Annotated in this window: 7 protein-coding genes; all 7 read right to left on the bottom strand. The window is 42.6% G+C overall.

From position 1 onward, the window contains the following. Positions 1-41 precede the first annotated feature (41 nt). The gene (locus B3B27_RS09640; RefSeq protein WP_238867697.1) at positions 42-251 is read right to left on the bottom strand and encodes a DUF4834 family protein; all 210 of its coding nucleotides are present in this window, start codon (positions 249-251) and stop codon (positions 42-44) included. A gap of 226 nt (positions 252-477) precedes the next feature. Next, the gene (gene pssA / locus B3B27_RS09635; RefSeq protein ID WP_238867696.1) at positions 478-1197 is read right to left on the bottom strand and encodes a CDP-diacylglycerol--serine O-phosphatidyltransferase; all 720 of its coding nucleotides are present in this window, start codon (positions 1195-1197) and stop codon (positions 478-480) included. Positions 1198-1199: 2 nt separating this feature from the next. After that, on the bottom strand, positions 1200-1877 hold the full coding sequence (locus tag B3B27_RS09630; RefSeq protein WP_238867695.1) for a phosphatidylserine decarboxylase family protein: 678 nt from the start codon (positions 1875-1877) through the stop codon (positions 1200-1202). 5 nt (positions 1878-1882) lie between these two features. Beyond that, entirely contained in the window at positions 1883-2494 is a 612-nt protein-coding gene (locus B3B27_RS09625) for a CvpA family protein (RefSeq protein WP_238867694.1), read from the bottom strand. A gap of 8 nt (positions 2495-2502) precedes the next feature. After that, positions 2503-3342, bottom strand: a complete 840-nt coding sequence (gene murI / locus B3B27_RS09620) for a glutamate racemase (RefSeq protein ID WP_238867693.1) — start codon at positions 3340-3342, stop codon at positions 2503-2505. Between the two features lie 15 nt (positions 3343-3357). Then, entirely contained in the window at positions 3358-3885 is a 528-nt protein-coding gene (locus tag B3B27_RS09615; RefSeq protein WP_238867692.1) for an OmpH family outer membrane protein, read from the bottom strand. Positions 3886-3929: 44 nt separating this feature from the next. Continuing rightward, the gene (gene infB, locus B3B27_RS09610; protein ID WP_238867691.1) at positions 3930-7037 is read right to left on the bottom strand and encodes a translation initiation factor IF-2; all 3108 of its coding nucleotides are present in this window, start codon (positions 7035-7037) and stop codon (positions 3930-3932) included. Between the last annotated feature and the right edge of the window lie 131 nt (positions 7038-7168).

Below are 7168 nucleotides of genomic sequence, written 5' to 3'. Positions count from 1 at the left end.
CCCCATCATTGATATATTGATCTATTGTTTACAATAAAATATTATCTGTTATGATCTTTTATTTCCACAAAATCCACATCTTCCGCTTCACTTGATTCAAATCTTTTTTTTTGATATTCGATGATACGATTTTCCTGTGATTCCGGTTGTTTATTCTGTCTGGACTGTTGCCGGCCGTAATTTGAAGAATGTCTTGTACGTTTTCCCAATAGCCATCTTCCGAATGATTTCATCAGGAAATAAACAGCCATGAACACTAAAAAAAATTTAATCAGAAATCCCATATGGTGAATGAAAAATATTTAATAATAAAGTAAAGATACAATGAATCGGACAATAGATTGATTATGTTTGTATTATTTAACGAATTGCTACTTGTTGACCCGGGCGCTGACTGAAGTGAAAGAAGGCGCCATATATTCTGCAAAATGCAGGATGGATTGATGCCAGGCATGACTTAAATGACGGCAGATGCGACTATTCTTCGGATTCAGATGCAAAAAATTTGCTTGAAAGTACAATTGAAAGAACAATATATGATACTATTCCAAAGGCAACACCAATTATACCCCAAATGGCAATAAAAGCTATCATCAGCAATATTAAAAGCAATTGTCTCTCATTGCCTTTTAATCTGATCTGTTTTATTTTAAGTGAAAACATCGGTATTCCTGAGACCATTAGAAGAGACATCAGAAATATTGCACCGGCAGTAATATAAAAAAGATATTCTTTTTCACTGGTCAAGACATGCAATCCGCAGCAGTAGCTTACCCAGAAGAGCCCGTTAGCGGGTGTCGGAAGTCCCATGAATGTAGTAGTTTCTCTATCATCGATATTGAACCGGGCAAGCCTGAGTGCGGAAAAAACAGGAATAAGGAATGCCAGATATGGGATAAATAAGCTGCCGGTATCCAGATAGCCGGGAAAGAGGGAGTGGTCACGCAGCAGAATAAACACTGCTGATGCCGGGGCAACCCCGAAACTGACTACATCGGCAAGTGAGTCCAGTTCTTTCCCAATGGCAGAGTATGCTTTCAATATACGTGCAGCCATCCCATCCAAAAAATCGAAAAGTGCAGCAACAGCGACCCATATTGCCACAGCCGTGAAGTTTCCCTGAAAGGCCATAGTGATAGCTATACATCCTGAAAAGAGATTAAGTAATGTTAAAATATTTGGTATCTGTTTCCGCATAACTATTTATCTTTTTGGGGCAGACGTGCAAGAAAGGTTGCGTTGGAACGCACCTCTTCGCCAAGGTCAACAAGGATTTCACTTCCGAGCGGCAGAAAAACATCCATTCTGGAGCCCAGTTTTATAAAACCTAACGGTGAACCTATATGTACCTCATCGCCTTCATTTACGTAGGTGACAATCCTTCGTGCAACAGCACCGGCAATCTGCTTTGTTAGGACTTTACCATGATCGGGAGTCTCAATCAGAATGTTTGTATGCTCATTCTCGTGACTCGATTTTGGCAGGTATGCAGCATGAAAATTTCCCTCCAGGTGAGACATGTGGATGATTTTTCCACTCACCGGTACCCAGTTAGAGTGTGCGTTAAAAAACGACATGAAAATGGAGATCTGTATACATTCTTCTTTGAAAAACATTTTCTCAAACACCTTTTCTATAACAACAACCCTGCCGTCGGCAGGTGCGCTCACCAACCCGTGAAGGTCTCCCTTATAGACCCGGTCGGGTTTTTTGTAAAAGTTAAGTGCCATTGCAAACAAAATTAACGACACCGCCAATATAACTACCGAAAAGAGAGTGTTTGGAAAAAAGTAGAAGATAGCTGCATTAATCATTAGAAGAGCTGCAAAAATTTTTACCAGCGCAATTTTACCCTCTTTGTGTATCCTTATCTTCATGCTTTTTAATTGGTTTCGAAATGACGTTTTTGAAAAGTTGAATCAATAGCGTTTGAGTTAGGCTTGGTTTGAAAAATGCTGTCCGACTTTTTTTCTATTTCCTTACGATACTTTTCAGGTACATATCCATCACTGAATTCTTTATCAATATAAGGAACAATGGCAGGCAAAACCACCTCAACACGCTCAAAGAAGAACGACTCTTCCTTTATGTTTTTCTTTATTATCAACTCGTTTTTATCGAGCATAAGTATCATATTAAGTATAATGCTCAGAAAAAGCATCATGGTACCCGCTGCAATAACGGCACCCAGCAATCGGTTTATGATACTAAGAAAAACCATATCGATAAATCGCTGCAAAAGGCGGCCTATCAGTGAGAGTACTATGGCAATTAATGCAAAAGCAAGGATAAAGGATAAAACCTTTGCAGCATCGGTTGAGAGATTACTTATATTGATTACTTCCGGTAAAATTTTCTCCGCGATCCTTCCTCCGAAAATAGCTGCTAGCACTACTGTTGCAAAACCTATAACCTGCATTACGAATCCCTTGCGGTATCCGTTGATGAAAGCTACAAGCAGAATAATACCTATGGTCAGATCGAACCAATTCATTATTTCAGTTAAAGTGTTGTTTGCCCGGCATCAATCTGTTCATTGAGAAAGAGTGATGCCAGTTGTTTGAATTTCCCGGGCGATTCCGTAGTAAAATATTTTACAGTGCCGTTTTTTGTACATTTTTTATCCATCTCGGGATGCCTTTTCAGATAATCGTTCAGGCTTTCGGCTATATATCTTGCCTGAGCAATGGCTTTTACATTCTCAGGCAGGTACTGATTAATCTTCTGCATCAGCAGAGGATAGTGTGTACATCCCAGTATTATAGTGTCTATTAGCGGATCTCTCTCAAGGAGGCGTTTGATATGTTGTTTTACAAAATAATCGGCCCCCGGCTTATCATACTCCCTGTTCTCCACTAAAGGCACCCACATGGGACATGCTTCGCCTGTTACAGTAAGATGTGGATGAAGTTTTTTAATTTCAATCTCATAAGATCGCGATTGTATTGTTCCCTCTGTTCCTAGCACACCAATATGACCAGTATTCGATAAGCCTTCAACAGACTCTGCTGTTGGACGGATAACGCCCAGTACCCTTCTCTGTGGATCTATTGCCGGCAGATTGGCTTGCTGGATGGTTCTCAGTGCTTTTGCCGAGGCTGTGTTACATGCCAGGATTACCAAATGACAGCCTTGTGAAAAAAACCATTTTACCGCTTCAAGTGTGAATTCGTAAACCCTCTCAAAGGAGCGGTTACCATAAGGAGCACGTGCATTATCGCCCAGGTAAATATAGTCGTACCCAGGCATGATGGCCCTTATCCCGGACAAAACCGTGAGTCCGCCATACCCGGAATCGAATATACCGATGGCACCCGCTTTTGCAGAAAACTGCTCCTTCACAATAGTTGGTATTATTTAACGGATACCCAGTTTTTCTTTTACAAATGGATTTGCATCAACTGCGTCGGGTGAAACGAATGCAATACCCGGATTGGCTAGATCGTAGATAACAGTGAAGTTACGTTCAATACCCACTGCCTTGATAGCATTGATGATCTTTTCTTTTAACGGTTTAAGCATTGCCTTTTCTTGACTTTCAATATCTTGCTGAGCCAGTTCCATGAATTGCTCCATCTTGTTTTCAAGTTCGGTCAACTCTTGCATTCTGCGCAGCTTGATGTTTTCTGCCAGTGACGCTTGGTATGTAATGTAATCGGAATATTTTTTATTGTATTCGTTCTGCATTAACTCCAACTCTTTCTTGTAGTTGTCACTTAAGGCAATCAAGTCCTTCGTAGCCTGCACTTTATCTGGTATCATATCCAGTATCTCCGTAGTGTTCACATAAGCTATGAAAACTTGTGGTACTACCTGCTGAGAAAAGAGTGTTCCACTTGTCAATAAAATAAATACACTAAGACTGAAAAAAACTTTTTTTGTCATAATAATCTATTTTTTGTTGAATAATTAATTATTCATTCATTCATTTACAAAGTCTTCTTTATCTCCGTTTCTTCGTAAGATTCAATAATATCACCAACTTTTATGTCATTGAAATTACGAATGGTGATTCCGCATTCATAACCGTATGTAACCTCTTTTACATCGTCCTTGAAACGTTTGAGTGAATCAAGCTCGCCTGTAAAGATAACTATACCCTCGCGAATCAGACGAATACGGCTGGAGCGTTTTATCTTTCCGTCGCGAACCATACAGCCGGCAACGGTACCTACCTTTGATATCTTAAATACATCCAGCACTTCCACATTCCCGGTTATCTCTTCCTTTATTTCTGGAGAGAGCATGCCTTCCATTGCTGCAGTCACCTCTTCTATGGCATCATAAATAATTGAATAGAGACGGATGTCGACACCCTCTTTTTCAGCCTCCTTGCGTGCGCCGAGGGAAGGACGTACCTGGAACCCGATGATAACAGCATCGGAGGCAGCGGCGAGCGTTACGTCCGATTCCGAAATCTGGCCTACAGCCTTGTGAATCACGTTCACCTGAATTTCTTCAGTTGAGAGGCGAATGAGTGAGTCGGAGAGAGCTTCTACCGATCCGTCCACATCGCCTTTCACAATAATGTTCAACTGTTGGAAGTTGCCAATTGCAATGCGGCGGCCTATATCGTCAAGGGTAAGCATTTTCTGAGTGCGTAGCGACTGTTCACGTTGCAGTTGTTCGCGGCGGTTGGATATTGAACGGGCCTCCTGTTCGGTCTCCATTACATTGAAAGTGTCGCCTGCCTGAGGTGCTCCGTTAAGCCCAAGTATCAATGCCGGTTCCGACGGAGCAGCCTTTTCAATACGCTGGTTACGTTCGTTGAACATGGCTTTCACACGGCCGAAATATGATCCTGCTAGCACTATATCGCCCTGACACAGTGTGCCGTTCTCCACGAGTACGGTTGCCACGTAACCCCTTCCTTTGTCAAGTGATGATTCAATGATGGAGCCAGAAGCTCTGCGATTAGGATTGGCTTTAAGTTCCAGAAGATCGGCTTCGAGAAGCACTTTCTCTAGCAGCTCGCGGATACCGGTACCTTTTTTTGCCGAAATATCCTGCGACTGGTATTTTCCTCCCCAGTCTTCAACAAGATAATTCATCTCGGCCAGTTTCTCTTTTATCTTTTCGGGGTTTGCCCCTGGTTTATCTATTTTGTTGATCGCAAAAACAATGGGCACACCAGCTGCACCAGCATGGTTGATTGCTTCAACTGTTTGGGGCATCACGTTATCGTCGGCTGCAACAATTATAATGGCTACGTCTGTCACCTTTGCTCCGCGAGCGCGCATGGCGGTAAACGCTTCGTGACCGGGTGTGTCGAGGAAGGTAATCTTTCCACCCTCTCCCAATGTCACATTGTATGCACCTATATGCTGTGTGATCCCTCCGGCTTCACCGGCGATTACATTGGTACTGCGAATACTGTCAAGCAACGATGTTTTCCCGTGGTCCACATGGCCCATTACCGTTACAATGGGGGGACGGGGAATCAGGTCTTCAGGATCATCCTTCTCTTCGGCAATAGCTTCTATCACATCGGCACTTACATACTGGGTTTTGAAGCCGTACTCTTCAGCTACAATGTTGATGGTCTCTGCATCGAGACGCTGGTTTATGGCTACCATAACGCCGAGGCTCATACAGGTGGAGATGACGTTTGTTACGGGAATATTCATCATGTTGGCCAAGTCATTGGCAGTTACAAACTCTGTGAGCTGTAATATACGGCTTTCTTTCTCCTGTTGCTTGAGCTCTTCCTGATATCTCTGGGCGCTTGCTTCTCGTTTTTCACGGCGGTATTTTGCACCGCCTTTTTTCCCTCTTTTTTCGGTTAGGCGGGCAAGGGTTTCTTTTATCTGCTTCTGAACATCCTCTTCACTCACCTCCGCCTTTATCGGTTTCCTGAGCGACATTCTTCTGTCGTTTCCTGAAGCCTGGTTGTATGTACCGGGTTTATCGATATTGACTTTACTCGTGCGGATACGCTTACGTTTTTTCTTCTTGCTCTCTTCGTCGCGTTCGGGTGAGACAGTGTGTTTTTTCTTTTCATCAATAGCTTCTTTCTTCAGCTGTTTCACCTTTTCTTCTTTCAGCTTTTTACTGTCAAGGGCTTTCTGCTCCCGTTCCAGACGCTCTTTCTTTCGCTGTGCCCTAGATTTCCTGGGGGGGCGTGTGCGATCGTTTATGGAGTCGAGGTCGATTGACCCTTTAACCACTATGTTCGGCTCCAGTTTATTTTTGTGGATGCGGAAAACCTTATCGCTCCTTGTCCCTTCAGCTTTTTTCGCATCTTCAGCTACGGGCTCGCTTTTTTGTTTAGCCTCGTCATCTGCGGGTTCTTTTTTTTGTTTCACCTCTTCTGCTGCTGGTCCGCTTTTTTGTATAGCCTCATCCGTAAAAAGTTTACTCTTCTGTTTTACCCCTTCCACAGGTTTCACCTGAGCTTTTTCGGGGACTGAGGTTTCGGTTTCCTTGGTCTCAGCCTTTTCCTTTTCTGAAATATGTGGTTTCTTTTCCACGGGCTCTGCACTCTTAATCTCCTCTTCTTTTACCTGTGCAGGTTTTTCCTCTATAGTTACTTCAGGCTGATCCTGTTTGATTTCAGGTTCAACTGAAGGTTGGGGAACAATTTCCGGCTCATGGGGGAGAGTTGTTTTATCAGTTTCCGCCGCTTTTTCACTTACCGGCACCTCTTTAATCGGCTCAACTTTCTTTTTGTTGAGGCTGTCCAGGTCGATGCTGCCTACAACATTGAAATGGGGCTTCATCTCTTTTGGGATCTCTGTTTCTATAATCTCTTTTTCCACTTTTTTTCTGGGAGTCTGTTCTTCGGGGAGTTCGTATCCTTCTATTGCAACAGTTTCACGTTTTTCATCGCGGCGGTGCATCTTCTCCCGTGTCTCATTGGCTTCCCTGCGAATATTTTTGTCTTTTCCGAATTCTGCAATCAGTATTTCATACTGTTCATCCTCTATTTTAACGTTAGGATTTGCTTCTATTTCAATACCTTTCTTATGGAGAAATTCAACCAGGCTGTTGATCCCCACATTCAAATTTTTCGATACTTTTATTAGTCTTATAGGCATATATCTCTTCTAACCTTTACTCTCTTTTTATATTGTGAACAGTATTGTTTTTTTATTACTCGTACTATTTATCAGGTACGCACATTATTCAGTCTCATCAGGCGATTTGTTTGTATCCGGTTCATCGTTTG

The sequence above is a fragment of the Proteiniphilum sp. UBA5463 genome, from assembly GCF_002427225.1.
GTDB lineage: Bacteria > Bacteroidota > Bacteroidia > Bacteroidales > Dysgonomonadaceae > Proteiniphilum > Proteiniphilum propionicum.
Note: the sequence above shows the minus strand (reverse complement) of the source record. Positions and strands in the feature narration are given on the sequence as shown.